29 protein-coding genes and 7 pseudogenes are annotated in these 24429 nt (G+C 59.0%); 16 read left to right on the top strand and 20 right to left on the bottom strand.

What is annotated here, in order from left to right; genetic code table 11:
* Positions 1–267: 267 nt before the first annotated feature.
* Both AC1RQC_RS29585 and AC1RQC_RS29590 read left to right on the top strand, forming a co-directional pair.
* Positions 268–1380: a hypothetical protein gene (locus AC1RQC_RS29585; RefSeq protein ID WP_492885438.1), complete on the top strand. Its 1113-nt coding sequence runs from the start codon at positions 268–270 to the stop codon at positions 1378–1380.
* 200 nt (positions 1381–1580) lie between these two features.
* A pseudogene (locus AC1RQC_RS29590) lies at positions 1581–2931 on the top strand (DUF4158 domain-containing protein); the annotation flags it as partial.
* Positions 2932–3363: 432 nt separating this feature from the next.
* On the opposite strand, the gene AC1RQC_RS29595 reads toward AC1RQC_RS29590, so the two are convergent.
* The 3 genes from AC1RQC_RS29595 to AC1RQC_RS29605 form a co-directional block, all read right to left on the bottom strand.
* A complete protein-coding gene (locus AC1RQC_RS29595; protein WP_492885440.1) occupies positions 3364–3729 on the bottom strand; it encodes a hypothetical protein in 366 nt (121 codons plus the stop codon).
* A gap of 218 nt (positions 3730–3947) precedes the next feature.
* Positions 3948–4139 carry a hypothetical protein gene (locus AC1RQC_RS29600; RefSeq protein WP_492885442.1) on the bottom strand — a complete coding sequence of 64 codons (192 nt, stop codon included), beginning with the start codon at positions 4137–4139 and terminating at the stop codon, positions 3948–3950.
* Positions 4140–4222: 83 nt separating this feature from the next.
* Positions 4223–4489 carry a hypothetical protein gene (locus AC1RQC_RS29605; protein ID WP_492885444.1) on the bottom strand — a complete coding sequence of 89 codons (267 nt, stop codon included), beginning with the start codon at positions 4487–4489 and terminating at the stop codon, positions 4223–4225.
* Positions 4490–5692: 1203 nt separating this feature from the next.
* Between AC1RQC_RS29605 and AC1RQC_RS29610 the strand changes: the two genes are divergently transcribed.
* Complete coding sequence (locus AC1RQC_RS29610; RefSeq protein WP_492885446.1) at positions 5693–5935, top strand: phage integrase family protein; 243 nt, start codon at positions 5693–5695, stop codon at positions 5933–5935.
* Positions 5936–6090: 155 nt separating this feature from the next.
* Here AC1RQC_RS29610 and AC1RQC_RS29615 read toward each other — a convergent pair whose 3' ends face one another.
* The 3 genes from AC1RQC_RS29615 to AC1RQC_RS29625 are packed head-to-tail and all read right to left on the bottom strand — an operon-like array spanning position 6091 to position 7878.
* Complete coding sequence (locus AC1RQC_RS29615) at positions 6091–6495, bottom strand: ubiquitination-like system serine protease family protein (RefSeq protein WP_492885448.1); 405 nt, start codon at positions 6493–6495, stop codon at positions 6091–6093.
* Entirely contained in the window at positions 6492–7679 is a 1188-nt protein-coding gene (locus AC1RQC_RS29620) for a ThiF family adenylyltransferase (RefSeq protein WP_492885450.1), read from the bottom strand. The genes AC1RQC_RS29615 and AC1RQC_RS29620 overlap by 4 nt, the downstream gene beginning before the upstream one ends.
* Positions 7639–7878 carry a multiubiquitin domain-containing protein gene (locus tag AC1RQC_RS29625; protein WP_492885452.1) on the bottom strand — a complete coding sequence of 80 codons (240 nt, stop codon included), beginning with the start codon at positions 7876–7878 and terminating at the stop codon, positions 7639–7641. The genes AC1RQC_RS29620 and AC1RQC_RS29625 overlap by 41 nt, the downstream gene beginning before the upstream one ends.
* 937 nt (positions 7879–8815) lie before the next feature.
* Here AC1RQC_RS29625 and AC1RQC_RS29630 point away from each other — a divergent pair.
* Positions 8816–10009: a Fic family protein gene (locus AC1RQC_RS29630; protein WP_492885454.1), complete on the top strand. Its 1194-nt coding sequence runs from the start codon at positions 8816–8818 to the stop codon at positions 10007–10009.
* A gap of 777 nt (positions 10010–10786) precedes the next feature.
* Here AC1RQC_RS29630 and AC1RQC_RS29635 read toward each other — a convergent pair.
* Positions 10787–11155, bottom strand: a pseudogene (locus AC1RQC_RS29635) (site-specific integrase); the annotation flags it as partial.
* A 56-nt stretch (positions 11156–11211) separates the two neighbouring features.
* Here AC1RQC_RS29635 and AC1RQC_RS29640 point away from each other — a divergent pair.
* Positions 11212–11542, top strand: a pseudogene (locus AC1RQC_RS29640) (DUF3363 domain-containing protein); the annotation flags it as partial.
* A 17-nt stretch (positions 11543–11559) separates the two neighbouring features.
* Here the strand turns inward: AC1RQC_RS29640 and AC1RQC_RS29645 are convergent.
* A complete protein-coding gene (locus AC1RQC_RS29645; RefSeq protein ID WP_492885456.1) occupies positions 11560–12516 on the bottom strand; it encodes a LysR family transcriptional regulator in 957 nt (318 codons plus the stop codon).
* 119 nt (positions 12517–12635) lie between these two features.
* On the opposite strand from AC1RQC_RS29645, the gene AC1RQC_RS29650 reads away from it, so the two are divergent.
* Both AC1RQC_RS29650 and AC1RQC_RS29655 read left to right on the top strand, forming a co-directional pair.
* Positions 12636–13847 carry an MFS transporter gene (locus AC1RQC_RS29650; protein ID WP_492814811.1) on the top strand — a complete coding sequence of 404 codons (1212 nt, stop codon included), beginning with the start codon at positions 12636–12638 and terminating at the stop codon, positions 13845–13847.
* A gap of 56 nt (positions 13848–13903) precedes the next feature.
* Positions 13904–13993: pseudogene (locus tag AC1RQC_RS29655) on the top strand (LysR family transcriptional regulator); the annotation flags it as partial.
* A 48-nt stretch (positions 13994–14041) separates the two neighbouring features.
* Here AC1RQC_RS29655 and AC1RQC_RS29660 read toward each other — a convergent pair.
* Together AC1RQC_RS29660 and AC1RQC_RS29665 are read right to left on the bottom strand one after the other, a co-directional pair.
* Positions 14042–14646, bottom strand: a pseudogene (locus AC1RQC_RS29660) (Tn3 family transposase); the annotation flags it as partial.
* A 104-nt stretch (positions 14647–14750) separates the two neighbouring features.
* A complete protein-coding gene (locus AC1RQC_RS29665; protein WP_492885458.1) occupies positions 14751–15341 on the bottom strand; it encodes an IclR family transcriptional regulator in 591 nt (196 codons plus the stop codon).
* Between the two features lie 430 nt (positions 15342–15771).
* Here AC1RQC_RS29665 and AC1RQC_RS29670 point away from each other — a divergent pair.
* Together AC1RQC_RS29670 and AC1RQC_RS29675 are read left to right on the top strand one after the other, a co-directional pair.
* Positions 15772–16125: pseudogene (locus tag AC1RQC_RS29670) on the top strand (type II toxin-antitoxin system RelE/ParE family toxin); the annotation flags it as partial.
* On the top strand, positions 16115–16435 hold the full coding sequence (locus AC1RQC_RS29675; RefSeq protein WP_441637171.1) for a helix-turn-helix domain-containing protein: 321 nt from the start codon (positions 16115–16117) through the stop codon (positions 16433–16435). The pseudogene AC1RQC_RS29670 and the gene AC1RQC_RS29675, both read left to right, overlap by 11 nt.
* Before the next feature lie 264 nt (positions 16436–16699).
* Here AC1RQC_RS29675 and AC1RQC_RS29680 read toward each other — a convergent pair whose 3' ends face one another.
* From AC1RQC_RS29680 to AC1RQC_RS29720, 9 genes are all read right to left on the bottom strand, one after another.
* A complete protein-coding gene (locus tag AC1RQC_RS29680; RefSeq protein ID WP_492885460.1) occupies positions 16700–16963 on the bottom strand; it encodes a hypothetical protein in 264 nt (87 codons plus the stop codon).
* Positions 16964–17095: 132 nt separating this feature from the next.
* Positions 17096–17293: a hypothetical protein gene (locus tag AC1RQC_RS29685; protein WP_492885462.1), complete on the bottom strand. Its 198-nt coding sequence runs from the start codon at positions 17291–17293 to the stop codon at positions 17096–17098.
* Positions 17294–17559: 266 nt separating this feature from the next.
* Positions 17560–18186 (bottom strand): PIN domain-containing protein, encoded by a 627-nt coding sequence (locus tag AC1RQC_RS29690; RefSeq protein ID WP_492885464.1) that lies wholly within the window; start codon positions 18184–18186, stop codon positions 17560–17562.
* Positions 18187–18202: 16 nt separating this feature from the next.
* Complete coding sequence (locus AC1RQC_RS29695) at positions 18203–18394, bottom strand: hypothetical protein (protein WP_492814786.1); 192 nt, start codon at positions 18392–18394, stop codon at positions 18203–18205.
* A gap of 7 nt (positions 18395–18401) precedes the next feature.
* Positions 18402–18974 (bottom strand): DUF4337 domain-containing protein, encoded by a 573-nt coding sequence (locus AC1RQC_RS29700; protein WP_492885466.1) that lies wholly within the window; start codon positions 18972–18974, stop codon positions 18402–18404.
* A 12-nt stretch (positions 18975–18986) separates the two neighbouring features.
* A complete protein-coding gene (locus AC1RQC_RS29705; protein ID WP_170302018.1) occupies positions 18987–19163 on the bottom strand; it encodes a hypothetical protein in 177 nt (58 codons plus the stop codon).
* A gap of 43 nt (positions 19164–19206) precedes the next feature.
* The gene (locus AC1RQC_RS29710) at positions 19207–19449 is read right to left on the bottom strand and encodes a hypothetical protein (RefSeq protein ID WP_492885468.1); all 243 of its coding nucleotides are present in this window, start codon (positions 19447–19449) and stop codon (positions 19207–19209) included.
* An 85-nt stretch (positions 19450–19534) separates the two neighbouring features.
* Positions 19535–19906, bottom strand: coding sequence for a type II toxin-antitoxin system VapC family toxin (locus tag AC1RQC_RS29715; protein WP_492814780.1), 372 nt, complete (start codon positions 19904–19906; stop codon positions 19535–19537).
* Positions 19903–20100: a type II toxin-antitoxin system VapB family antitoxin gene (locus AC1RQC_RS29720; protein WP_150992784.1), complete on the bottom strand. Its 198-nt coding sequence runs from the start codon at positions 20098–20100 to the stop codon at positions 19903–19905. Before AC1RQC_RS29720 ends, AC1RQC_RS29715 begins: the two co-directional genes overlap by 4 nt.
* Positions 20101–20530: 430 nt before the next feature.
* Between AC1RQC_RS29720 and AC1RQC_RS29725 the strand changes: the two genes are divergently transcribed.
* The 7 genes and pseudogenes from AC1RQC_RS29725 to catC all read left to right on the top strand — a co-directional run bounded on the left by AC1RQC_RS29725 (position 20531) and on the right by catC (position 23272).
* Positions 20531–20980 carry a hypothetical protein gene (locus AC1RQC_RS29725; RefSeq protein WP_492885470.1) on the top strand — a complete coding sequence of 150 codons (450 nt, stop codon included), beginning with the start codon at positions 20531–20533 and terminating at the stop codon, positions 20978–20980.
* Entirely contained in the window at positions 20941–21177 is a 237-nt protein-coding gene (locus AC1RQC_RS29730; protein ID WP_492885472.1) for a hypothetical protein, read from the top strand. The genes AC1RQC_RS29725 and AC1RQC_RS29730 overlap by 40 nt, the downstream gene beginning before the upstream one ends.
* A gap of 167 nt (positions 21178–21344) precedes the next feature.
* Complete coding sequence (locus tag AC1RQC_RS29735; protein ID WP_492885473.1) at positions 21345–21713, top strand: DNA-binding protein; 369 nt, start codon at positions 21345–21347, stop codon at positions 21711–21713.
* Between the two features lie 78 nt (positions 21714–21791).
* Positions 21792–22037 (top strand): hypothetical protein, encoded by a 246-nt coding sequence (locus tag AC1RQC_RS29740; protein WP_492885475.1) that lies wholly within the window; start codon positions 21792–21794, stop codon positions 22035–22037.
* Positions 22038–22204: 167 nt separating this feature from the next.
* Positions 22205–22732: pseudogene (locus tag AC1RQC_RS29745) on the top strand (IS6 family transposase); the annotation flags it as partial.
* Between the two features lie 4 nt (positions 22733–22736).
* Positions 22737–22901: an EthD domain-containing protein gene (locus tag AC1RQC_RS29750; RefSeq protein WP_492885487.1), complete on the top strand. Its 165-nt coding sequence runs from the start codon at positions 22737–22739 to the stop codon at positions 22899–22901.
* 95 nt (positions 22902–22996) lie between these two features.
* Positions 22997–23272 (top strand): muconolactone Delta-isomerase, encoded by a 276-nt coding sequence (catC, locus tag AC1RQC_RS29755; protein ID WP_492885477.1) that lies wholly within the window; start codon positions 22997–22999, stop codon positions 23270–23272.
* Here the strand turns inward: catC and AC1RQC_RS29760 are convergent.
* Positions 23221–24342: a transposase gene (locus AC1RQC_RS29760; RefSeq protein ID WP_492885479.1), complete on the bottom strand. Its 1122-nt coding sequence runs from the start codon at positions 24340–24342 to the stop codon at positions 23221–23223. The genes catC and AC1RQC_RS29760 overlap by 52 nt on opposite strands.
* Between the last annotated feature and the right edge of the window lie 87 nt (positions 24343–24429).

A 24429-nucleotide genomic window follows, 5' to 3' on the forward strand; every position in this document is an offset into this window, starting at 1 on the left:
CCCAGGGAAAGCAGCTTTCTTCTTATGGATCCGGGACGAGCTACCGCTTTTTTTCAACAAGCGGTGGACACCCAAGCCTCGCAACCAACACGCTTGCGTGACGTCACTGTTATGTGGGCGACCACCCTGCAGCATTTCAGGGCATTATGAATATCCACCCGAATGGGGTATAGATTCTTCTGTACATTGCCCTATCCTGTTCAGATTGCATCACTGAGTAACGTGCGGCGTTCTATTCCAGGTAAGATAACTAAGAAGAGGAAAATTATGAAATCCGAGAAATTTCGGCTATATCGGCTCGGAATTGCTTTAATGTTTGGTGCCAGTTTGGCAAGGGCTGATGACGGATGTGACGCGATAATCACAGCATCATTGATGGATGACACCAAAGTTGTCGACAAGTCTTCTCGGGATTCCGCTTTCCGCACTGCTGCTTGCGTCGAGACCTCCTCGACCGGAGGAGCTGACGGCGGACTTTCGATCGGCGCCCTAAAAATTAACGCTGATTACCAGGAAGCAAGTAGGAGAAAGACTTGCGATTCGGCTTCACGAGCGGAAAACGTGGACAAGTTCTATGAGTTCGCCAGACGTTCTCTGCGGCCGGAGGTCGTGCAGGCCTGGAAGGAGTGCAAGCAAAATCCTCAGGTAGATGGCTTGCACTGTAAGGTCATTGCCATGCCGAACAGCAATACCGCGACGCTTCGTGTGAGATGGCAAGAGGCGGACTCAGCGGAGGTTGGCTACTCCGCTGTTGCATCCGCCAGGGTACTCGGGCGCAGCGATACGCTCGTCTTGGAGAAAAATGCGCGCTTGCCATATGGGGACTCCGATTTCATTTTGGAACAAACCGATACATCAAAACCGGCGATCGTAGTAATCAACGTGACGGCAGGTAGGAAGTCGGCGGCGTGTAATATTCATTGGGACGCTAGACGCGATCGAGAGGAGCAAGCAGTACAGCAAAGCTGTAATTTTCTTAAAAGTACGATTTCCACAGCTTTCGATATGTTGAGAAAATATCCAGTATCCGTGGTGAATTGCGGATTCGGGAACCCGGCCGACTGCTCGCAGCCAATTTTCACTCTACCGCACTCTGCTCAAGACGATATTCGACGTGCATCGATGACGATTGATCAGACAGTAACCCATCTTCGGTCCGTGCATGTTACGAGGCTGGCGGCCGTGTATGGCACATGTTCTGTGTCGGAAGATTACGGTCGTGCTGCTGTGAATGTCTGTATCAATCCTGATCCGAGTGCGTGTGCATCCACGGAAAGCCGTTGGGCCCCTGCAAAACTACCCGTCACTTCAGGCCCCATTCTGCCGCCGATTCCGCTGCCGACAGGTTTTCGCCCTCCCGATCTACCCTCGATGCGATGAAATGAATGGAGACGGTCGGTAGTGACCCCTTGTTCTACCGTATGCCGGCAAGCCAGCGGCCGTTTAGGGGTAATCGTCCTTTTCCTGCAGATTGATACGGTTATAGTCAGCTCGGAGGGTATGGGTTGCAGACCATTCGCCTGACGTTATTGCGGCCATCCGAGCACTTGTCGTGCAGTTTTGTTCCGAACGACACCCCGATGTCGGCATTTGCGTATCGCTACGTTGGCAGGGAAGAGTTGCCTGCCCGCTTGACAGAATTTGACCTGCGGCAGTTTTTTCAGCTCACTAGTGCTGACATCGCGGCAATACGGGAGCGGTTTCGGCCAGAATGATGCGCCGCGGTCGGCCTACAGCTCGTTTGCCTCCGGGCCTTCGGGCGGCCGTTAGACCGGTTTGCTGCCGTTCCGCGCAATCTCCTTCAGTACGTGTGCGAAGCATTCTCCGCGCCGCTGCTGTCGATTGCCAGTCTGAGGACGCTGTACCAACGACGCCCGACGTTGTACGAGCATCAGCAATGGGTCAAGGAGCACCTTGGCATCAAGCCGTTCGATGTCTCCAGCCAGGCCGCTTTGCTGGAAATGCTCCGCGTGCAAGCTGCCGCAGCGGCAGACGTGGATGAACTTGTCACCACCGCTCTACGATCGCTGCCGCCTCATTCCCGGCCAGCGCCAGATCACCGATATGGCACGGCATGCATTTTCCGCCTACGAGGCGCAAATGCTCGCAGCGGTCAACCGCGCAGTGCCGGCGGCCACGCTGCAGCACTGCATGGAATCCGTCCGCAGTCCACGGGCTGACGGCTCGGCAACGCACCTCGAGTGGATAAAGGCGCCTTCCAGACGCAACGGCCCCAAGAACCTCGCTGAAACGCTGGACAAGATCCGCTACCTGAAGTCCCTTGCTGTGCATGAGTGGAATCTTGATGACATCGCTTTGCCCAAACTGCGTGCCTATGCGCAGAAGGTGCAAGCAAGGCGTCCGGCCAAGACCAAAACACTGAAGGAGAGCACCCAGGCGCTTGAGCTGGTGTGCTTTCTGAGGATGAGTTTGCTGGAACTCACCGATATCGCGATGCACCAGACCAGCCGACGCAGCCAGGATCTGTTCCGACGCGCGGCCAGCACGGCGCAGTCGACGCACATCCGCTCCGCCGTGGAAGACAGGCAGCAGGCGCTCAAGGCCAAGGCCGTCCTACAAGACAAGAGCAAGTCGACCGAGCAGCGAGTGGATGAAGCCCTGAAACACCTGGCAGTCGTCACCGACGCGGCGCATTCGAGCTTTGCGTCACACGTGCGCGCGGCGCTGACCGGTGACCATCAGCGGATTCACGGTCTGCTGTCGGGCGTGGAAGGCCTGGAATTCGGCGGCAGGGAGGACGATCCCGGCTTTGCGAACCTCAAGGCGTGGCGCGACCTGCAGACAAGGAAGCTCAATGCTCTGCCAGAAGACTTTACGGAGACCGGCGTTGGCACGGCGTGGCATGACCTCGTCCATGATCCTGACCCAAAGCGCGGCTATCAGGCCTTCTCAGCCTGCAGAGTGCGTAGTGCGGCAGCACGGATCGGGAAAATCTGATCTGGGAACATATCGAGCGTTTCGCCGGGGTGTCAGATGATGGCATGTGGTGATTGCCGCGTTGGCAAGGCCGATCGCTCCGGCGCCATCGATTGGCTAACTCCTGTTCACACTTTGGCGAACATGACCGGGGCACCATTCACAGCCCATCGTGCAGCCATGCCGGAACGTCACACGCTGACCCGTTCTCTCAACGCGAAGCGCTTCGTAAGCCCGGATGTGATCGCGATCGACATGTCTGCGAGCGAACGGTGGGTGCTCTCGATCGACGGGTACTGGATCGAGTATCTCATGATTGGGACCCCACGAGATGAACTGGCTGACAATGCGAGCTGTTTGTATCTAACCACAACTGGTGCTCATTCACGTGCAGATAGTGTGCGATAACTGGCGACTGATTGGTGGCTAGAACAAGCGATTTTGGGGCACGATTCGTGAATTGACCCGCCGCCCGCTGACCAAGGTCGCGCGCTTGCCTGGCCGCGCCGTCGTTGGTGACTGGCCCAAGATCTCGCGCACCTTGATAGTCGCGGCAAAGGCCGCGCCAATATCAATACCGTCGGAGATTTGCACGAAACCACCGATTTTCGCCTCCACAGGCGATGGGATTTCCGACATCGACTCAATGTGCCTGCAACACATGCCGCCGCCAGTAATATGGGCAATGAGCGGGTCGTATCCCTTGTCCTTGGAAAGGACAAAGACAGGGCCGCGTTCGCCACGCTCCGCGAGGCCGTCCCAGCTCGAAGGCAATGTGGAAATCCAGTGCATTGTGACCGCTGCCGCTGCCGCTGCCAATGGCTCGAATCCACTGTGCCGGCGGCTCAAGTGCCTGGCCTGCGATCACGAACTCCAGGGAAATGGACTTTTGGCTGGCGCCGGCGAAGACAATCAGGCGGGCTCCCCCAGGCACCGCAGCCGGAGCGAGCTGCGGGATCTCCTCCATGTCGGCGAGAATGATTGGACCAAGCATCCTATTATCAGTTTCACTAGCGCGGGTCGCGCATGACCACAAATCCCGGATCGCAATGATCACGGCCCGCTTCCGTGGCGTCCTCTTCAGTGTCAAACGTGCCGGCATCGGCCAAGTTAGCCGTGCAGCCAACGTCGCCATCCCTTGGGCATAGATAGTCGTCTCCGGTGCGGACGATCCAGCCCCGGTGTGTGCTTGTCGTTTCCATCAATTTTCCTACTCGTCGAGTGCGTGCTATGCAGTCTTTCGCTTGTCGTTACGCGGCTCCCTCCGCGTCTCCTCGATTCGCTATTATGCGCGGTCGCGTCCATGCACGTGCGCAAAATACACATAGAACATCGATCCAAGGAACCAGCCCATAGGCACGCCGACGGCCATAAATATGCCGAGAGCAGCCCAACGCGGCAAGAACCAGTCGGCAGCAAACAGAGGCAGCAGTGGAAGGACTATCGTGGCAGCGATGGGCCAGCCCCATTCTTCAGTCTTGTCCATATAGCCGGACAGTCCGTCGACAACGAACATAACGTAAGTCTTCCAGAGTTCGTAAAAACGGTACATTGCATTGCTCCCTATTGTTTTCCTTGCGCCGGCTCGGTCGACTTTTCCTATTCGTTGGCGGCATGGTATGCCGCGGACAGTGTAGATGTGGAATGGCTACGCGGCAACCTTCGCCCGCCCCTTTTAAGTCGCCGGCAATAAAGAAAACTTGAATCCTTCCGTTATTGGCAAGAATGGGATATCCACGTTGAGCGTCGGTACTACGACTGCTGCGCGCGACGTGGCACTCCACCCATCGGAGCCGTCCTGTTCGATGCGGGAGTGATCGTGAATCCCAACGAAGAGGCTTTGCTGTCCACTGACCGCGCGCAAGGCTTGGCGCAGTGCTAGCGATCCCCGATCTCGAACTCAATCAGCAGTTACCAATTTTCCGACATGTCACAGAACGAATCCCAGATAATCAACCTGTTCAACGAGTATTTGCGTGAGGAAGCTCATCGGAACGGCCTCCTAGATTTCTATGACCTAAGCTTGGGTGCCTTGGACGTTAAGATGGGGGCAGACTGGCTTTATCGAAGCGGTGGCCGTTTCGCTATCGTCGAATATAAGGATGGGGCGACGGGTTATCGGCGGGAGCGGGATAAAGCTCGACGGGAGAACCTCTGCCGGCTTCTGCCATATAGGGCCCAGATTAGATTGCTCCATGAGCGATGCCATTTCATCGCTTGGGGCGAAGACGGGACAATTTGCGCTAACGTATATGCTAGGCAAGTATGCAATCAATCGGTGTTCCCAAATCTGCACACCAGTCCGCGAACTCCCGATGAGTCCATTCTAATGGGCGCCAGCGAGTTTGCGAGCTGCCTACTGTCCGCGGATCAACTCGTGGGGCTGCCGCTCGAGGATTTTCAGATTTACGTCGACTGGGTCATGCAGGAGGCGTCTGGCGCAGACACCACTGCCGTTCAGCTTGTAGCGAGGGATCGCACGAAGCCAGGATTCGCTACGAAGTTGTTCAGCTCGTTGGATGAGTTGGACCAGTGGCTCGACTCGATGCTGCGCCCGACTGACACGCCGACCGAAGATCCGCCGGAGAACCCGAGAAATTTTCCCAGACCCTAATCAAGCAAACAGACCTTTGCCGGGGCAAGAAAGCGCTGGAAACGGTGGTGAAGTGGGAGGAACCGCGGCGACTACCAAGAAGCCGGGGTGACGCACACCTACAGAACCGATCGCTGACTGGGTATCGAGACGTTGCGCACCATGCCACCGCCCGCACCGGCGATTGCCGACAATACCGGCATGTGGCTGGCGCCGTCCTCCGTGGCCGCGCTGCTCGCCCAGGACATCCACACGCTGGCCGACCTGATCGTGCGCATTCCGAGCCGGCGGCAGTGGTGCGCCACGATGCCCGGTCTCGGTGTCAATGGGGCACGGCGGATCGAAGCATTTTTCGCGGAATGGCCAGAACTGACAGCCCGCGCCGGACTGGAAGCCGTTCACTGATGCGCTGTCGCCACGCTCGGCCGCCTACGGACATTTGCCGTGCTGCCTGAGACGCCCCTAGGCAGGCGGATCGTTGTCATCTATTGACTCCTAGTTTGATCTTCGGCGGCTGGTTGCGATCTGATGTATCGGTCGGCGCCTGACAGGGCGCTGTTTTAGCGGTCAAACCACGACGTGAACCAATCTGCGCATCGGCGCAGGAAGGAAGGTTTCGGCTTGCGCTTCTTGTCCTGTTCGACGTGGCGACGCACCTGGGATTGCATGACCCTATCGACCGTCTTCTTGGACCACTGCTGGGCCCATTCCACCTGGCCCCTTCGGATAAAGAAGTGAGACAAGCAAGGGGCGTCTGAGACCAGTATGGAAGGGGTGACGGTGGGAAGTCCACCCTCTATAGCGAGTTGGTGCTGATCCAGCAGATTCAGCATAACCCGGTGACCGCACCCGCACGCGCAGGTCAACGCGGCCATTTCGAAGCGTCGGCTGTAATGGAACTCAAATGGCCCCACCTGAGGCGGAAGCCTTTCGCTCTCGATGATGCGATATACACCACCGCTCATGTTGCCGTATCCATCGCCATCCCGGCAACGTCGAATACCACGGCATGCGAATCGGTCAGGCGGTCAAAGAATCCCATGTGCTGCTTGAACCGAATCACCGCCATCGCGGCGTTAAGCGCGTTGAGTTCCGCAATCTGAGGCTGATTCCGATATTCCTGATCATGGGCATTTTGTGCGGGCAAGTACTGCGTGCCATCGAGTTTGTCAAAATCGCCGCGCTCGCCGCCAGCTGTACGAACAAATCCATACAAGCCGTTTGCGCCCTTATTCAACCCCATGCCCACGTCCACAAACGGCACTGAAACGCCGTGGCAGGCCTGAGCAATCATTTGCCGAGACGGGGCATCATCGACACACATGAAGACGAAGTCGAACCCAGCCAGGCACGCGATATTGTTTTGATCGACGCGTTCGACATGCGGCTTGATGCCGCCATGAAAGTGGCCGTAAGCCCCAGCCAATGCTTCGACCTTGGGCATTCCCAGATGCTTCTCACCATAGACCCCGGGGAGTCGGAAGAGCGTGTGCACATGGACGATGTCGTCGTCGAACAGGTGGATCTCCTCAAGATGGGTCTTGGCGACGTAGTCCAGCACGTATGCGCCGGTGCCGCCGCACCCGATGATGGCCACCTTGTGCTCACGCAGCTTGTGCGACAGCTCCACTACGCCTTCACGGGCAGACAGCGCGTCCGGGAATTTCAATGGGCTCAGTGCCGCCTCAAGGTGCTTCTTCAGGGCTCGTCGGGGCGTGACGTCAGGATACTTATGGACCGCAGGCGAAGAAATCAGGGCAAGGTACTGGTTGATCTTCTCTTCGATTGAGTCGTATGGCCTCATCCCTTCCGGTTTGCTGGAAAGCATTCTGTTGCCGACGATTTGATCCGAAACCCTGCGTATCTCTTCGGCAGTACCCGTGCCGATTTTCTGCCCATCAATGTTGCACGGTATTTCGCCCGCGAAGTAGACCTTATGGTCCGATGGGCGGTCGATCAAGTATTCCTCGCGCAGATCTAATGGAGAGATCATGTCGAGATACTTCAATTCGCCAGAGGCGTTCAGATAGGGTACGCCGAAAATGACGAGATGCGCGTTAATGAATCCTACGTCATAGCCCTGCTTGACGATTTTGGCGATGAACGGATTACGACTCGCCAGTGCCTGTAATTCGGAAGTCCATGCCATCTTTCACCATCACTTCTCCGCCGGGAGGGAGGGTACCAGTCAAGTTATCGGAATTGCCCTTGTAGTATTTAACGATGTAGTTCGTTCCCGTGGCGCCGGGGAAAGCCATCGCAATCAGCGTTGCATACGAAATTTTCTGGTGCGGTACCACATGCTCGATCGTGTTTACGAAGATGGTGACCGTCTTGTGATCCGGCATAAATTTCTCCAACTGATCTAGGCAGTGGGTTGAAATAAGTCGCCAGACAATTTGTTGGCGGGCGCGCTCGTTAGACTCTACCACAAACCTCCTAAATCAGTGTCCATAGGGACCAATGATGGCAAGTCCGATCATTTTGGGGGGCACGTCTTCTAGGGATTGATGATGCCGGGGCGCCTTCACAGGCCACGCCAGTTGCGGCCAAGCACCTTCCGCCGCTGCATTGACGTCCGTGGCCGCGACAGAACTGTGTTTAAGATCTGATCACTGGGGGTAAGCGGCATTGTCCTTGGTGCTGGTATGCCAAAACTGGCAGCCAACGCAGGTGGTAGGCGGAAAACTGCCTGTCATCAGCGGCCGTACCTGGGAACGGCCGACCACTGTCCTCGTGCCTAGCCGTTGGCGTCCGTTTGCATAATTTTGTTCCCGCTGGTCGCCCGCCAGCTCGCCGTTTCCGAGGCGCCCGGAACAATTTTATGCCAAGAAATTTTGCAGAACATTGTTCCTCCGGTCGACGTTTTGAGTAATTTTGTTCCTTTCCCAACGGATAGGTCAGTCGCTGCCTGGCCCACTCGGCTTGCGAAGCCGGCGACTCGCGCCGTCAGGGGCGCCGTGTGCGCCCCTGCGCGAGCACGGTGCCAAGCCGGCGGCACGACGGTGAGGCTGGAAGGGGCGGCCGCCACGGGTCGGGCCTCCTTCCCGCGGCGCTCCTTGGTCGGGCCCATGGGGCCAGGAACAAAATTCTGCAAAATCCGGGAACGAATTTGTGCAAACCAACGACGGCCTCCATCTCCTCCGCGCAAGTCGGTGCGTTTAACATAACGCCCGATCTCGGACACAACAACAAACAACACACATGTGGCGTCGAACGTGAGCCGCAAATCTTAAAAAGCGGCGCACCATGTGAGCCGAATATGGCAAAATGCGGCTCATGGGCATGAATTCTTCCTGGATCTGGCGCCGCGCAGAATGGCCTGACTTCATTTATGACGCGCAGATGATCGCGCCTGACTTGGCGGCGGCCTACCGGATGCACGGTGTCGTCGAAGGCAAGGCCATGGCCATTGGCCTTGGAAGGACCAGCCAGGTCGCGCTGGATGCTCTATCCGATGAGGTGGTGGCCACGGCCGCCATTGAAGGGGAGCGCCTGTCGCTCGATGTTGTCCGGTCGTCAGTGATGAGGCGGCTTGGCTTGGCGACGTCGGGGCCCACCGACCGCCATGTCGATGGTCTGGTTGGGGTCATCAGCGATGCCACAACAGCGTTTGATCTGCCCCTGGATAAGGACCGCTTGTACCGCTGGCAATCTGCGCTATTCCCTGGCGGCACGTCCGGCATCCACCGAATCGCCGTCGGCCGATACCGCGACCATGACGATCCGATGCAAATCGTAAGCGGTCCGCCAGGCCGTGAGGTGGTGCATTACGAGGCACCCCCATCAAAGGACGTGCCAGCGCAGATGACGCGCTTCCTCGCGTGGTTTGCTGAGTCCTCGCCGGCGCAGGCCTCGCCGTTGACGTCGGACAGTAAGCTGATCGATGGCTTCGCTCGGGCTGCTATTGCGCACCTATGGTTCGAGAGCATTCACCCGTTTGAGGACGGCAACGGCCGTATTGGGAGGGCCATCGTTGATATGGCCATGGCACAGCATCTGCGACAACCGGTGCGCTTCTACAGTCTTTCGCGGCAGCTACTGACCTCGCGCTCGGCGTATTACGACGCCCTCAATCAAGCTCAACGTGGTGACGCCGACGTGACATCGTGGGTGCGGTGGTTTGCGCGCCAATGCACGGCGGCATGTCATGCCGCGAGCCAAGTCATCGACCAAGCGATCGAGAAGAGGCGTTTTTGGGAGACGTATGAGGGCAGCGGAATTCATGAGCGGCAGCGCAAGGTGCTGCAGCGCCTTCTCGACGACGGGGACGGTGGCTTCCTGGGCGGCCTGAACGCTGAGAAGTACATGAAGATGACCGGCGTCTCAAAGGCCACGGCTACACGCGACCTTTCGGAGATGGTCACGGGCGGGCAATTGTGGAGCCACGGTGTGGGCAAAGCGGTGCGCTATTACATCAACGTGCCGGGATGGACGCATGGTGTAGCTATGGAGCCCGATCCGGGTGAGGCCGTATAGCCACTTCTCCGTCACGACCTGCGATACGCTAGCAGCACCCGCTTGGCGGCGATTGCAGCAAGTGTCACGACGGGGCGCCGTCAAGACAAGGAAGGTGCTACAAACTTGGTCCGCAGCCCTGAGAAATCAACGCTTGAAGATGTCCTGGGTCCTGATAGGGGTCATCGAATGGAGGGGACTTCCACAATAAATGGGCATGGGGCTTCCCCTCCTGTGGTCGTGATGGCGTTTCGACACGCCATCATGGCACCTCGATGCCGACTTGCGGCTTCCACCGCAGCCTCGGGGACGATCTGGCCAAAGACGCGTTTGCCGTTCATGGGGTCGATGCGGCAGGCAAAGGCCTTCTCGTCAAACCGAGAGTTACCCGTGATCAGTTGACCATGCCCCAACGCACGCGTCGTGATGAGGCATCGGGCACGGGAGGCGCCCTCGTATATTGGTGTCGCAGTAAGAGACGTCAAGAGGCGACTGGGTCTACAGGTGGATCAGGTTAGGCGGCTGGAGAATAGAATTGCTGCGCAGCGGACGCAGTGCTTCCCTCCGGACCGCATCCGATTAACCCGATCGAGGAATTGGCGCCCTACAACTGGAAACTCTCTGGCGCGGCCGGACCGGCATCGACCGTGGCGTCGATGTCCTCCTTGCCGGTTGCAGTCTCAGCGACTCGGCATTGAACCGCGGCCGCGCATCAATGGGTAATCGTCCTTTTCGGGATCGCTTCAGAAAACGGAAAATACTGCTCGCTAAGCCATGGGAGTCCCGGCCGGGCGCCGCCTACCGAGCCGCGAAGGCCTGATTCATCTGACGCGCCCGCTTGACTTCGTCGCTTTGTAGGTAGATCGAGGTCGCGGCTACCGAAGCGTCACGCAAGTTGTCCCGCACAGTGGTCAACTCAGCGCCGCGGCCCAAAGCGTGTGTGGCGTTGTGGGCTGGCCCTGCGCAGCTTCTGGGCCACCGTTGGATTGTCTGGCGCAATCACATCGGCAGCCTGGTTAAAGAAGCGCCCCATCACGTGCCAGAGGCGGGTCCCGGCAATACTGACCGCGCTATCCTGTTCTAGGCTGGCGAGGAGCGGCATCTTGGGATCCAACGAGCCGGCCTCACCGGCAGTCCCCCTTGCACCAGGTACAGGTCGAGCGCCGAGCTTTAAAGTGGCTATTGCGTCACTTTCCCAGCTAAATTTTCCCTGCCGATCAAGTGCAGCCAGTGGTCGAGCATCACGGCGGCGCGTTGTTTTCGCACGCAACCTGTTGGCGACGCTGCGCGGGCGCGATCTGGCGCAGGCCGCGAAGGACATTGCCGCCGAAACCGGCCTGGAGCATCGGCCGACGGGCAGCGCGTGCCCGCATCTACCGGCACAGCCTCATGCTCGCCAGCGGGCGCTACGCGATGCTCGATGACGACATGGGGTTTTCGCTGTTGCCGTGGAAACCGGTGATCGAGCCGCGGCTAGGCCAGCAACTCGCCGCAACGGTGCGCGGCGGAGGTGTGCCATGGGAGATTGGGCGGCAACGTGGTCCGAAAATTTAAGTGCGTGCCCGCTTGCATCAACCTGTCTTTGCGGATGTCATTGGTGAAGGGAGATCGGCCAGAATATTGTCGGATGCGTGCTGAAATCGGTCTATCAGAAAATCCAATAACGCCCGCACGCGGGGAGTCATGTACCGATTCTGGTGGAATACAGCATAGATTCCGGGCTCGCTTTCGATCAAATCTGGTAACAGGGCCTTGAGTGTGCCAGCACGAATATCCTCAGCCGCATCCCAGATCGTCTTGCGGGCAATGCCATATCCTGCCAGTGCCCATGCACGGGCCAACGCACCGTCATTGGTTTCCCACGCATTTTCCATCGCTACCGTGTGAGTCCAGTGCTTTCCCGCTGACGCAAAATGAAATTCGTTCAGTGGGCCGGCAGCCGTGACTAGGATGACGAACTGATGTGTAACCAAGTCTGCCGGAGTACGTGGCGTACCGTGTTTAGCCAGGTATTCAGGAGACGCGCATAACACCCGCCAGTTTGGCGCTAGCCGACGTGCAATGAGCGAATCGTTATCCGGCTTTCCAAAACGAACCGCGAAGTCTACGTCATCGTGCAGTAGATCCGAGGGCGAGTCGGTCAACGTCAGGGCGACTTTCAATTCTGGCTGCGCACGGATGAAGTCTTCCAGCCATCGATTAAGCTGATGACGACCAAAATCGGCTGATGCCGAAATACGAACTTTTCCGCGCACCACATTCTGACTCGCATGGAGCGCGTCTTCGGCGTCCTCAATGGCTCTCAGGGCGATGCAGCAATGTCGACGATATAGCCGGCCCTCTTCTGTCAAACGCAATTGCCTTGTACTGCGATCGAGCAACTTCGTGCGGAGCGCAGTTTCCAGTTTGGTCAGCCGAGCACTCGCAGCGGCTGGCGAAAAGCCCAGCTTGCGGCCCGCGGCAGACAGGCTGCCAAGTGCCGCCGCCTCTACGAACAAACGCATATCACCTAGTCGATCGGTCGCCATCTTTCATTTAGATTTGAATTTGATTCAAAATATGCCCCAATTATCAAATCTATGTGTACCAGCCAAACTGCGTCCTTGCAACCCTGACTGAAAGGCGACAGCGAGAGGTGGACGGCATGATGGACGAGAGTAGCGGTATGGTAGTGGAGAGGATCGAATGTGTGGCGCCGGCTGGCCGGCTTCCCATGCCAGGGTTGCTGGCGTTGACGATGGCTAGTTTTATTGCCACGGCGAACGAGACTGTGCCGGCTGGCTTGCTTCCGCAGATTGCTCAAGGATTTCATGTGACCGAGGCTTGGGCTGGGCAGCTTGTGACGAGTTGCGCACTCGGATCAGGCTTGGCAGCTATCCCGTTGACGGCAGCTACGAGCAAATGGCAACGGCGGCATGTCCTGTTGCTGGTGCTGGTTGCATTTCTCGTTTGCAATGCGATAACGGCGGCGTCCTCGCACTATGTACTGACACTGGTTGCGCGGTTCGCAGTGGGGCTTGCCACGGGGCTTGCCTGGAGTCTCTTGGCAACCTATGCACGCCGTATGGTTCCAGTGTCCATGCAGGGCCGCGCGCTTGCGGTGGCAATGGTTGGCATCCCTTTAGCGTTATCGGTTGGCGTACCGTTGAGCGCCTGGCTCGGAACCATGATCGGCTGGCGCAGCGTTTTTGGCATCATGTCGGGAATGACCCTGGTGTTAATGGGCTGGGTTTTCTGGGCGGTTCCCGACTACCCCGGCCAGACGGCCGACGGTCGTTTGCCAATGAGGCAAGTCCTTGCCACCCCTGGCGTGCGACCTGTGCTGTTCGTCGTGATGGCTTGGATTCTTCCGCATTACATTCTCTATACCTATATCGCTCCCTTCCTGGCATCGGTTGGGCTAGCCGGCAATGTGGACTCCGTACTGCTTATTTTTGGCGTGTCTGCCATGTTCGGCATATGGCTTGTCGGTTCTCTCGTTGACCGATGGCTGCGTCTTCTGGTGCTGACCGGACTGGGTTCTTTTGCCTTGGTTTCACTGGCATTCGGCTTGGGAAGCACGTCACTTGTAGTCATATGCGTTGGTGTGGCGATCTGGGGTTTGACCTTTAGCGGTGCGCCGACGTTGTTGCAAACCGCATTGGCCGATGCAGCGGGTAACGGTGCTGACGTTGCTCAATCCATGCTGGTAACGGTGTTCAATCTCTCGTTCGCCGGCAGCGGGATTATTGGCGGGGTACTGCTTGAGTCCGCAGGAGCTACATCTTTTCCTTGGGTAATGCTGTTGATACTGATGATTGGTTTCCTCACCGCTTGGCGCGCGAACATCTATGGGTTTACGTCTGGCCCGCGTCGATGAACGTTTGATCCAGCGGCTAGACCGTCAGATTCATGACGGGCGTTTGAGGTTAATTAATGGAGCTTCGACATCTACGCTGTTTCCTGGCCGTGGCCGAAGAACTCCATTTCGCCCGCGCAGCCGAGAAGCTGCACATCGAGCGGGCGGACGTTTGGGAGTGAAGCGAATGCGCTCAGCGAGTGGGACGCTAGTGGTGGCATCAGGTTGATGCCACCAGGTAGGACAGACCAAACACCGGCCCCCTCTGTGCCTGCGTGTCACCGTGAATGGTATCCGGCTGAATATCAGAGTCGTTTCTGATGAGCCCGTCCAGGATGTACACCGCCTCATGCACGCCGCACGGAATGAAGTTGCTGAAGAGCGCGATGTACATGTCGGAGACATGGTAGTAGCCAATCCCGCCGTACCCGCCATAACGGATGTGATACTCCGACAGGAGATTCTGCTCATACAGATTCCACTTCGTGCCATCCGCGGACGCGCGTTTGCCACTGCCCCAGGACTTCGGTAGCGCGAACTGATTGTACGCATTGATGATCTTCACAATGGCTTTGTCGAGCCGTTCTTCGGTGACGTGACGCAGGTTCAGCCACGCAATTTGCTTGCGACTCAGCCCCTTGACGGACCGGGCCGTCTGGCTCGGCCCCAGGTTGCAACCGTAGCAGAACAGCGTGCAGATAACGCGCTTGCGAGGGTCGTCGTGCTTGGCATCGAAGCCGGACAGTGGGCCGAACAGCTTATGCAGATTCAGCCATTGCTCCGTCTCGGTTAGCACATCGAGGATGCTGATCTGCGGCATTTACGCAGTGATGGCCTGGTCGATCAGCATCGTGTTAGGCGGGTCAGGCGACACGAAGGGATCCACAGTGGAACCAAAATCAAATCGCGCCCGCGAGCGAATCATCACGAGGAACGCACACCCGCTTGCCCAGGATGAAGAACCGGCAGTTCCCACCCCAAACGCGCGCGTCGTCTTTGGCCATCGGCCAAGGCGCCCCGCCTCAATAGCCAGGCATGTGCTGCCCGGCGATCGACGCCACCGTGGCCACCAGTAGGTCCGCAAAGCGCTTCTCGTCGGTCTCCGCCTGCCAGCGCGGGCCCGCCACGGCGATATGCCGCCTGGGCCACCCCGGCATCGTCGACGACAGTCGCGGCGATGGAATAAGCGCCCAGGCAGTACTCCTCAGCGGTATGCGCGTAGCCGCGCTGCCGCACCTGCTCGAGCCGCTCCCGGAAGCGCTTCGGCTCGGTCACGGTGAAGCGCGTGTACTGCACCAGCCGCGACTTGCGCAAAACGTCTTCCACCGCGCCGTCAGGCATGTTGGCCAGCATGGCCAGACCAGGCGCGGTACAGAATGCCGGCATGCGCGAGCCAACCTGGAAGCTACGCATCAGAACATGGCGGCTGACGATGCGCGAGACGAACACCACATCGGCCTCGTCGAGCACGCTCAGATTGGTGGCTTCCTCGGTCTCGTGCGCCAGTTTCTGCACGAAGTGCGCGGCCGCTGTGAAATGTGTTGCCCACGCCCTGCAAGTCGGCCATCTTCTTGAGTCGCAGGTCAGCCTCGCCACGAAGCTGGTTTTCGGTCACACCCAGCATCCGCTCCGCCATCGCGTAGTACCGCGGCATGATGTGCTTCCAATCCTGCAGGCCCGCCCGCCCAGCAGTTGCGCCAGCGGGCTGAGGCCATCATTCGGATCCGAACCCACATGGCCAATTTTTCCCTCACGCTCGACGGCCTGGTCGCCGAAGGGTGTTTCCCGACAGACGTTGGGCGCCTGATCTGCGTAACGCTTGCTCAGCAGGTGACCGCGGAGCGGTGTGGTATGCGGTACTTGTCGTGTGCTTTATTGAAAAGTGTTGCACCGAGTGCTAGACCTTCTTGTCTGATTTCTTGCCCGCTACACGAAAAGTCCTGCGCAGCGTGTCTTCAAAACGTCCTGGTTCAGCAAGATGGCAAGCAAGGCCAGAATCGACGATGCTGAATTATGTGAGGCTGCACAGGAACTGATGCTGAGCCAAGGCGATGATCTAGGCGGCGGCGTTTGGAAGAAGCGGCTCAACAAGAACAGGCATCGCTCAATTGTCCTCAACAAGGTCGGCAAGCGATGGATATTCACCTACTTGTTCGCGAAGAAGGACCGGGAAAACATCAGCGATAAGGAACTGGAAGGGTTCAAGAAGCTTTCCAAGAATTACGCGGCAGCCTCCGCGTCGCAGATCGCTGGACTGCTCGATCAAGGGGAGCTACTGGAGATTTGCCATGACTGCTAAACGATTCAAGACCGACGCCTTTGAGGCGATCCACAGCGCCGCATCTGGCCTTCTGAAGGCGAAATCCATCGACAAGAAAACCATGCGCGAGTATGACGACCTGTGCCTGGAAGAACCGCCACATTTCGATGCTAAGGACATCGTTCAGATTCGCAAATCGGTCAAAGTGAGCCAGCCCATTTTTGCTCGCTACCTGAACACAAGTACATCAACCATTCAGAAATGGGAGAGCGGGCAGAAGCAGCCTAGCGGGATGGCAGCGAGGTTGCTGCAAGTCGTCCAGAAGCATGGTTTGGAAGTGCTTGCTTGAACCCCAACTGCCCGGTCAAGGGCGGACAGGGTAGGGGTGTCGAGATGGGGGGTACCGTCGCAACATCCGCAGGTCATTGTGCCCAGTGAGGACGTCGTCGGTGCTGGCGTTCACTCCGGTTTGCCGAGAGGGGGCGAGGACATTGTCTCCGCGTTGAGTAGACAATTGAATTGGGGCCGAATTTAACGCCCGGTCCGCGAAAAATGGACTCGACTGTTTGTAGGGTGCGAAACGTACTCCACGGCCTGGGGAACGGTCCGACCCTCAGTTGTCCATCGGCGAGCGGTTGGTGGGAACCGGTGCAAAGTCGAAATGGGCGGCAGCATATACGGCATTGCACGCCCATACTTCTTCCCCGTCCTTATAGAAGGTGACCCATTTGCCGTCGCTGACGCATTGGGCGCCGGGAAAAACCTCCTCATGGCCGTTTGGACCGTCCAGCGGGAAGGGCGCGTGGGGCGTGGCCCAGTAGTGGCCGTTCGGTAAGGCCGTGATCGATTTTCGGGGCATTCTCTTCAGTACTGCCATGCGGTATCACACAACGAGCGATCCGACCCGCCGCGGCGAACCGGATTGTGTCAATCCCGCAACGGCGTGGCATCGTCCTGAGACATCCTCGTGTAGTCTCACTGCTAATCACCTCCTGCTATACGGTCCAATTTAGCCATGGGGCAATACCTCCAAATTGCAGTCCGAGCCGTCGGTGTCGGCGCCATCCTTGTGATCGGCGCCGTTGCCTCCCGGCAAGTATATCTGCGGGTCGCTGCCGAGGCTGGCAGTGCCAGCGGTGAAGAGGATCCCGCGGCAATGATGTTGATCCGATGCGAGGCCATGCACAGCCGGCTGCAGAATCAGCATATTTCCGAAGAGGCTGCGGATTCTGACGAGGCGACGCGCGCCCGGCGGTGTATGGAGTCCTGAGCTCGCAGCAAACTTAAGCAGTCTGCCGTTCACGCTCTGTGTGTGACGCTAACGGTCCATCCCGCGCGCCAGCCCTGGTTCCATTTAACTCCGGAATCACGATCGGCACGTATGTGGCCGGTTACGTCCAGCGGATAGTGCAGGCGCTTGAGCACCTTCGCTACGCCAGCGGGCAGCGCATTTTTCGCAGATGCCTTCTTTGATCAGAAATTGTAAGAGAGCTTGCCCTTGGCCTCTACAATCAGCTTCGTGGCAAGCATCTCGTCAATGACACCTGAGATATCCTTGTCCTTCAGCTTCAAGTGCTCCATCGCCTTGAGATGCTTGACCAAGGTCGCGCGCTTGCCCGGCCGTGCTGTCTTTGGTGACCGGCCCAAGATCTCGCGTACCTTGATAGTCGCGGCGAAGGCCGCGCCAATATCAATGCCATCAGAGGCTTGCACGGAAACACTGTTCTTCGTCTTCGCAGGCGGTGGTACTTCCGAAAGCGATTCAATCCGCTTGCAAGGCATGCCGCCGCTGGCGATATGAACAATGAGCGGGTCGTAACCCTTGTCCTTCGACAGGACGAAAACGGGGCCGCGCTCGCCACGCTCGGCAAGTCGTCCCAGCTCGAAAGCGATGTGGAAATCCAGTGCATTGCGACCGCTGCCGCTGGCTCGGATCCATTGTGCCGGCGGCTCAAGTGCCTGGCCTGCGATCACCAGATCCAGAGAAATGGACTTTTGGCTGGCGCCGGCGAAGACAATCAGGCGGGCTCCCCCAGGCACCGCAGCCGGTACGAGCTGCTGGATGTTCTCCATGTCGACGAGAATGATCAGGCCGGGCATCTTTCTGTCCGTTTCGTTAGCGCGGGTCACGGATCACCACAAATCCGGGATCGCAGTGATCGCGGCCGGCGTCCTTGGCTTCCTCTTCGGTGTCGAACGTGCCCGCATCGACCAAGTTAGCCGTGTAGCCAACGTCGCCATCCTTTGGGCAGAGATAGCCGTCTCCGCTGCGGACAATCCAGCCGCGCTGTTTGCTTGTCGCTTTCATCTTTTTCCTAGATGTGGAGCATTGAAAGGACAGCCAGCACACCGCCAATCGCACCTACCCCGTACGATGCCACCTGCAACCATCGGCGCCGCGTGAGCAGCGTGATTGCCGCCAAGGCTATAGAAACCTGAACTGCTACGACGGCTTGTGCCCAGCGGTGATGATGGTGGACAGCATTCTCACTGGCCTCGTCAGCGTCCCTAGCCGCTCGCTCTTGCGCCTCTGCCTTCTGCCGGATTTGCTCCTTCTCCGCCCCGTAGCGCAGCGCCTCCCGATTGGCGGCGGCTTGATCCACGCCGGGCAGCTGTGCCATCAGTTCAGCAATCGCTTGCTTCTGTCCCTTCGCTTGGTAGTAGGCCCATTGGTTGGCTGCTTCGGTCTTGTGAATAGCGGCCTCATTCTTCAGAAGCAGCGCTTCGTTTTGGCTCGCCCCGCCCTGATAGCCGAAAACCGCGCCAGCCGTCGACAGGATCGCTGTCATCACCGCAATACGTCCCGAAAAACTGTCGGCATGACCGATTTCCGCCGCGTGCTCAATCGCGTGGTCGTGGGCACCGTGTACGTGAAATCCCTCTGACATTGTTATTCCGCTTCAAAACAGCTGCTTGACGGCCCAAACGCCCAAAATGAGCACGATGGCGATGACAATGACGCCTACCAAACCGTGACCACGCATCAGAGCGCCGACCGTGTGGTTGGTCGCGCTGCGTACCACGGCGCCGGCTGCCTGGTCCACAATAGACGTATGGCTATGTGCAAGAATTTTCATGCTTTTCCTACATGAGATCGATGTTCAGTTGGAATCCAATCTTTCAAACCTCAGGACCAAATGCCGGCTTGGCATACCTGTTGAGAATGGGAGCGAACATCACCCCATTCTCAGTACGCAGCTCTACCGCGCCGTGCTTCAGCAGGTATGCAAACTCGGCCGCCGAAACGACGTTCTCGTCCGTAACATATTGAACACCAGCCTTGTTCCAGCCGTTGCTAACCAACTTGGCAAGAATCGCCTTGGAGGCGGCATCAAGCGGCGCAGATGAAATCTGCAGGCTCATCGTTCGTCCTTTCTAGTCGATCACTGCCGCACACCCGTCTGCTGGGGCGCCAGCTACTCCATCACGGCGATCACCTTTCCGTTATCTAGTGCGCGAGCACCGCGCCAAGATTGAGTTCATCGGCAACTTTCTTCAATCGCTTGTCGCGCGTCCAGATGGTGATGCCTGGTTGTAGGCGCGCGGACGCCAACAGTGACGTGTCGACATATCCGATTCCACGATTGAACAAACCTTCGCGCTCGATCAGATAAAAGGTCTCCTCCGGCGTTGCAACTAGCGCGCGCGGCAGATCGAGCAACGCGCCAAGCACGACGTCACGGTCACGCAGACTACCGAGCGAAATCTCGCCTATCACATATGGATGAGCCAGCACACGCTCCTCGGCAAGCAGGCTAATCAGCATAGGATCAGAAGCGTTGATGTGGTCAATCCAGACCGACGTGTCGACAAGAATCATTCGACGACCTGCCGGCGACGCGGCGCCCCCTTGATGCCCGGTTGGCTACCGCCAAGATTCGCGAGTCGTTTCGCGGCTTCACGCTGGATCAAGGCCTTTAGTGCTTCGCGCACAAGTGCCGTTTTTTCCTCCAGGCCCGTATAGGCTTGAGCCTTGGCGATCAAGTCGTCATCAAGCGCAATAGTCGTACGCATGGGAACCTCCGAAAGTATCGGCACAAATTATAGCATCGGTTGATGCTTATAATAGTGCATTTCGTCATGTCGTAGTTGGAGAGCGCGCCAAAACGGGGGCAAACGACCGGGCAAGCGCTGAGAGGCCAATGAGCCACCTCAAATGCGCGCCAGCTACGGTCGTATGTTGAACGATGGTATCCCTCGATCGCCGGAGAGGTAGACCACCGCCTTACTGCTTAGTCACCCCCGGTTTGGCGCGGTCTCCCGGACGCGCTAAAGGGGGTAATCGTACTTTTCGTGCAAAATCTGGCGGTTTCCCCGAAAGCCTTTGTCGACAACACTTTCCGACAAGCCCACACCTGTTGGCCGCTGCGAATGAGAGGAGGGCGCAACATAGCCGCCCGCGATTCGGATCGTGCCATCTCGATGGGGGCAAGAGATGCCGGGCTTGGGATTTCGCTATGTGGGAAGTGACCGGTTGCCGATGCGGCTGTTGGAATTCGATGTGGAACTGTATTTCGCGCTGACCGACAGCGACGTCGCGGCGATCATTGAGCGCTTTCGGAAAGACGCTCTACGACCACCTGATCTGGGCCTGCGGGTATTTGGGCTTGAAGTCAATCGGCCCGGACCAGAGGGCAGACCTCGAAGCATGGCATGGATGCACCAGGATGCCACGGAATCGCTCACGCTCGACGAACTGCTCCAGCACGCGAACTGTTGGCTGTATGAACGAAGGATTCTGATTCCCGCCGACCGGACATTGGGGGATCTCGGACGATCTGTCTGGGCTGAGATCGAGCGCAACACGCTCGCCCTGATCCGCAATGTCCCTTTGCACGCTACGCCGATGATGCGGTGGTTCACTGCCGCACGGAGGCACAGGCGAGGGCCGTGATGCAAGCCATTGCTTCACGACTGGGCGAATGTGGGCTGACCATGCATCCGGAGAAGTCGAAGATCGTGTACTGCAAGGACAGCAACCGTAGAAGGCGTATCCGAACGTGCAGTTTACGTTTCTGGGCTTTACGTTCCGGCCCAGGGAAGCGCAGAGCCAGCAGGGCCGGCGCTTTACCAGTTTCCTGCCGGCGGTAAGCGGCGAGGCGCTCAAGCGGATGCGTGCGGTAGTGCGGGGGGGGCAGTGGTCGCGCCGAAGTCCAGCGACGTTGGCTGAGCTTGCGGAGCAATCCAATTCGGTCATCCGCGGTTGGTGAACCTACTATGGCGCTTTCTATCGGCGGGCGATGCGCGGTTTGTTCCGCATGACTGCCAGCCCTGAATCCACGTCTCCCGGCGCCGCCCTGCAGGCCACGCTCGCCGCCGACGTGGGAACCCTGCGTGCACAGTTCCCCGAGACGCGCGCGCTCTACCGCGAGGTCTGTGGCTTGCTGTTCTTCCGCTACGGGATCACGCCCACCGCCAACAAGCTCTACGGCCTGGTGCGCAAGGGCAGCATCGGCACGCCCACGGAGGTGCTGGCGCAGTTCTGGGCGGACCTGCGCGGCAAGATGTGCGTGACCATCGACCATCCCGAGTTGCCGGACGCGCTCAAGGCGATCGCCGCCGACGCCGTGCAGTCGATCTGGCACGGGCCGCGTTGGTCGTGGCCGAGCAGGAGAAAGCCGCCGTAGAGGCGGACTTCGACGCAGCCCAGCGTGCGGGCGTGCCACGAGGAGGGCGTACGCCAGGTCGAGGCGCTCGAGCGACAGTTGCAGGAGCTGCGTACCCAATTCTCGACGGGGCTGGAAACGCACGCGCGAGCAGGTGGCGGCGGCGCAGGAGCGGGCCAGTGCCACCTGCGCGAGATCGACCAGGAGCGCACGCTGCGCCAGAAGGGCGAGCAGGCGGTGGCGGACCTGCACACCGAACTGGCGACAGTGCAGGCGCGCGCAGGACGCCGCCGTTGCCGGCGCCGAGGAACAGGCGCGGCTGCAGGCCGAGCGCGACATGCTTAATCAGCAGTTGGGGGAGGCGCAGCGGGCGCTAGTGGATGGTCAGGTGGTGCAGGGCAGCCTGCGGGGCGAACCGGGCGCGGCGCTGCGGCGGGCCGAGCGCGCGCAAGCGGAAGCCGCTGCGTCGCGCCGCTGCCGGATTGGCTGCTGCGGGCGATCCACGCCGGGCAATGAATTGGGAAGTCGCGATGGTCTTGAAGCGCCTGCACTATCCGCTGGAGGTCATGCTGACTTGCGTGCGCTAGTATGTGGCCCACCGACTCAGTCTTCGCCACCTTGAGCAGATGATGGCCGAGCGCGGCATCGCAGGGGATCATTCCACCGTGCACCGCTGGACGATCAAACTACTGCCGGCACTGCACAAGGTGTGCCGCCTGCGCAAGCGGCCATTGGGCAAAAGTTGGCGCATGGACGAAACGTATATCCTCGTGCGGGGCCAATGGAAGTACCTCTATCGCGCGGTAGACAAGCATGGCAATACCGTGGACTTTCTGTTGCGTGCCAATCGGGACCACGCCGCCGCGCGGCGCTTCTTCGACAAGGCGATTGACCAGAGCGGTGCCCCCGATACGGTGATCATCGATGGCAGCACGGCCAACCTGGCCACGCTACATGGCATCAACTCCGAACGGGAGACACCCATCCTCATTCGGCAGGTCAAATACCTAAACAACGTCGTCGGGCAGGATCATCGGGCCTAGCATCGGCCACGTCGATGCCATCGGCGAATGCTGGTTCGAGAACGAAGCGGCCTACGCCACCTATATGGCTTCCGACACCCGCAAGATTTGGTTCGAGCACGGCAAGACCTTCATCGGCCGGCTCAAGCCCTTCCGCACCGAGACGGTCGGCGACGGCGCGGGCTGAGCTGGACCGGCCCCAGCTATCCACTACCGGGCGGGCCCCGGCCGGCGCACCGCACGGTCGGGCCCACCCTACAACCAACCCTTCAAGGAGACACCATGCTTTACCACGTACAGATGGACGTGAAAATCCCCGACTCCCTGCCGGCCGAGCGGGCCGACGCCATCAAGACCGCGGAGAAGGCGCGGGCCATCGAGATCCAGAAATCCGGGAAGTGGCCTCACCTGTGGCGCGTCGTGGGCCACTACGCCAACGTCAGCATCTTCGATGTGGAGAGCAACGATGAACTGCACGCGCTGCTGTCGTCGCTGCCGCTGTTTCCCTACATGACCGTCCAGGTCACGCCGCTGGCGCAGCATCCGTCGGCGATCTGATGGCGGCGGGGCAGGCTCTGGACCGCCGGGGACTGCTTCAATGACAAAACCGGCACCACGGAGCTGGCCTTGTCGCACACGGGGCACGGCGCCGTTGGTGTGGGGATCGCGCGCGCCGGCAGATAGGCGGGGTTGTCGGCGGTAGGCGTGCCGTTGCGCGCGGGCTCATACAACCGGAGCCATGCCCATACCTGGTTGGCGTTCACCTTGTGGTCACGGGCGACACGTGCAACTGAGGCACCTGGCTTGAATGTCTGCTCGACCACTGAGCGTTTGAATTCCAGCGGATGCCGGCGGATTAGCCACCTTGTAACGGGTTCGGTCAACTGAGTCGCTGTGTCCACGCTCCTCTCGTGGACACAGTCGGTCATGCGTGTCCATCGCGAACGATGCTCGCATTCCGTTAGGGAATCGTAGTCGCTTTCGACATCCTGCCAGACCCGGTCCTGGACCAGATGTGCATCATCCCTGAGCCGCTCGCTGAGGTTCTGGGAGTTCTGCGCGAGTGCTATCTCGCCGATCAGGCTGCGGAGCAATTCGGGACGATGCACGAGCATCTCGAAGGCCTCGTAGACAGCGGCTGGGTCCAACTGATTGTCGGCGGCGAGCACACGGTTCACGCTCGCCGTGTATTCGTCGGTGAACTCGCGATCCAGTAGGGGGAAGGGCGTCACGCGTGAGCCATAGAACGGCATCCTCGCATTCATCACAAGGTGATCGAGTTTGTCGCGGCTGGAGCCCGTGAACGCGAGCATCAGATTGGGAGCCGCTCCGGACAGGTTCATAGCATCGCGAGCGGCCTTCAGGCCAAACATGGCCTCCAGCCCCGGCGCGGTGGTGAGAGCGTGCCGCGCCTCATCCACGATCAGCAGGACCGGCTTCCTGGCTGTCTCGTGCAGCGCCTCGAGCGCCTGCGTCAGCGTGACCCCCGATGGTAGGCCGGTGACAGACAGGTCCAAACCGAGCGCCCCCAAAACGGTAACCTCTGTCAGCCCGATCGCTTTTGCCGCCTTCGTAACCACGCCGTCGTAATCGGCAATGCGATGCTTGATTGCGTCGGCGATCAGCACAAGGGCCTAAGAGGGTGGAGACAAAACAAAGAAAGACCTATTCTTCCTAAACTGAACATGGAGATGCAGTCATGGGGAAGATGGGAA

This window comes from Cupriavidus sp. GW822-FHT03E04 (assembly GCF_058801495.1).

What these genes read in the sequence shown, in the direction of transcription:
- AC1RQC_RS29585 (WP_492885438.1), top strand. Translation starts at nt 268, where the DNA reads ATGAAATCCGAGAAATTTCGGCTATATCGGCTCGGAATTGCTTTAATG.
- AC1RQC_RS29595 (WP_492885440.1), bottom strand. Translation starts at nt 3,729, where the DNA reads ATGCACTGGATTTCCACATTGCCTTCGAGCTGGGACGGCCTCGCGGAG.
- AC1RQC_RS29600 (WP_492885442.1), bottom strand. Translation starts at nt 4,139, where the DNA reads ATGGAAACGACAAGCACACACCGGGGCTGGATCGTCCGCACCGGAGAC.
- AC1RQC_RS29605 (WP_492885444.1), bottom strand. Translation starts at nt 4,489, where the DNA reads ATGTACCGTTTTTACGAACTCTGGAAGACTTACGTTATGTTCGTTGTC.
- AC1RQC_RS29610 (WP_492885446.1), top strand. Translation starts at nt 5,693, where the DNA reads ATGCCACCGCCCGCACCGGCGATTGCCGACAATACCGGCATGTGGCTG.
- AC1RQC_RS29615 (WP_492885448.1), bottom strand. Translation starts at nt 6,495, where the DNA reads ATGAGCGGTGGTGTATATCGCATCATCGAGAGCGAAAGGCTTCCGCCT.
- AC1RQC_RS29620 (WP_492885450.1), bottom strand. Translation starts at nt 7,679, where the DNA reads ATGGCATGGACTTCCGAATTACAGGCACTGGCGAGTCGTAATCCGTTC.
- AC1RQC_RS29625 (WP_492885452.1), bottom strand. Translation starts at nt 7,878, where the DNA reads ATGCCGGATCACAAGACGGTCACCATCTTCGTAAACACGATCGAGCAT.
- AC1RQC_RS29630 (WP_492885454.1), top strand. Translation starts at nt 8,816, where the DNA reads ATGAATTCTTCCTGGATCTGGCGCCGCGCAGAATGGCCTGACTTCATT.
- AC1RQC_RS29645 (WP_492885456.1), bottom strand. Translation starts at nt 12,516, where the DNA reads ATGGCGACCGATCGACTAGGTGATATGCGTTTGTTCGTAGAGGCGGCG.
- AC1RQC_RS29650 (WP_492814811.1), top strand. Translation starts at nt 12,636, where the DNA reads ATGGACGAGAGTAGCGGTATGGTAGTGGAGAGGATCGAATGTGTGGCG.
- AC1RQC_RS29675 (WP_441637171.1), top strand. Translation starts at nt 16,115, where the DNA reads ATGACTGCTAAACGATTCAAGACCGACGCCTTTGAGGCGATCCACAGC.
- AC1RQC_RS29680 (WP_492885460.1), bottom strand. Translation starts at nt 16,963, where the DNA reads ATGGCAGTACTGAAGAGAATGCCCCGAAAATCGATCACGGCCTTACCG.
- AC1RQC_RS29685 (WP_492885462.1), bottom strand. Translation starts at nt 17,293, where the DNA reads ATGCTGATTCTGCAGCCGGCTGTGCATGGCCTCGCATCGGATCAACAT.
- AC1RQC_RS29690 (WP_492885464.1), bottom strand. Translation starts at nt 18,186, where the DNA reads ATGCCCGGCCTGATCATTCTCGTCGACATGGAGAACATCCAGCAGCTC.
- AC1RQC_RS29695 (WP_492814786.1), bottom strand. Translation starts at nt 18,394, where the DNA reads ATGAAAGCGACAAGCAAACAGCGCGGCTGGATTGTCCGCAGCGGAGAC.
- AC1RQC_RS29700 (WP_492885466.1), bottom strand. Translation starts at nt 18,974, where the DNA reads ATGTCAGAGGGATTTCACGTACACGGTGCCCACGACCACGCGATTGAG.
- AC1RQC_RS29705 (WP_170302018.1), bottom strand. Translation starts at nt 19,163, where the DNA reads ATGAAAATTCTTGCACATAGCCATACGTCTATTGTGGACCAGGCAGCC.
- AC1RQC_RS29710 (WP_492885468.1), bottom strand. Translation starts at nt 19,449, where the DNA reads ATGAGCCTGCAGATTTCATCTGCGCCGCTTGATGCCGCCTCCAAGGCG.
- AC1RQC_RS29715 (WP_492814780.1), bottom strand. Translation starts at nt 19,906, where the DNA reads ATGATTCTTGTCGACACGTCGGTCTGGATTGACCACATCAACGCTTCT.
- AC1RQC_RS29720 (WP_150992784.1), bottom strand. Translation starts at nt 20,100, where the DNA reads ATGCGTACGACTATTGCGCTTGATGACGACTTGATCGCCAAGGCTCAA.
- AC1RQC_RS29735 (WP_492885473.1), top strand. Translation starts at nt 21,345, where the DNA reads ATGACTGCCAGCCCTGAATCCACGTCTCCCGGCGCCGCCCTGCAGGCC.
- catC (WP_492885477.1), top strand. Translation starts at nt 22,997, where the DNA reads ATGCTTTACCACGTACAGATGGACGTGAAAATCCCCGACTCCCTGCCG.